At 55.9% G+C, this 723-nt stretch carries 2 protein-coding genes; both read left to right on the forward strand.

The window, feature by feature from the left end; all coding sequences use genetic code 11:
- Positions 1 to 456 (forward strand): DUF2924 domain-containing protein (locus tag ABD892_RS05165; protein WP_345194326.1); only part of this gene is annotated, 456 nt, incomplete at its 5' end.
- Positions 449 to 723 (forward strand): recombinase family protein (locus tag ABD892_RS05170; RefSeq protein WP_345194327.1); only part of this gene is annotated, 275 nt, incomplete at its 3' end. The genes ABD892_RS05165 and ABD892_RS05170, both read left to right, overlap by 8 nt.

A 723-nucleotide genomic window follows, 5' to 3' on the forward strand; every position in this document is an offset into this window, starting at 1 on the left:
AGGAAACAGACGACCATGAACGACAGTGAAGCACTCGACCACCAGCTGGATCGCATCCGGAAAATGAATACCCGGGAACTGAAAGATCTGTGGCAGGAACTCTATTTCAAACCAGCGCCTGCCATGCATCCCAACCTCCTGATGATGCGGCTGGCCTGGCGGGTACAGGAGATTTTTCATGGGGGCCTGAGCAAACGGGCGAACGACGCGTTGGCCACACTGCGCAGGCGGATAAAGAACGGCAGGATCACCCGCAAGCGTCAGGAAGAGCTGCCCATTGGTACCCGCCTGACCCGGGACTACCACGGTGAACGGCATAACGTGCTGGTGGTTAAAAACGGCTTTGAATACAGGGGTGAGATTTACACCAACCTGAGCCGTATCGCCAAGGTCATCACCGGCACCCACTGGAATGGACCGGCCTTTTTTGGACTGAGGAAGGAAAACAATGACTAACGGAAAGCCACTCAAGACACACTGCGCCATCTATACCCGCAAATCCTCCGAGGAAGGGCTGGAGCAGGAGTTCAACAGTCTGGACGCCCAACGTGAAGCGGCCGCCGCTTATATCGCCTCGCAAAAGCATGAAGGCTGGACGGCAATTGATGACCATTTCGACGACGGGGGTTTCTCCGGTGGCTCCATGGAGCGCCCTGCCCTGAAACGGTTACTGGCGGAGGTGCAGGAAGGCAAGATCGATATCATCGTCGTCTACAAGATTGA

Origin of the sequence: Kistimonas scapharcae (assembly GCF_039540975.1) — a bacterium.
Lineage (GTDB): Bacteria > Pseudomonadota > Gammaproteobacteria > Pseudomonadales > Endozoicomonadaceae > Kistimonas > Kistimonas scapharcae.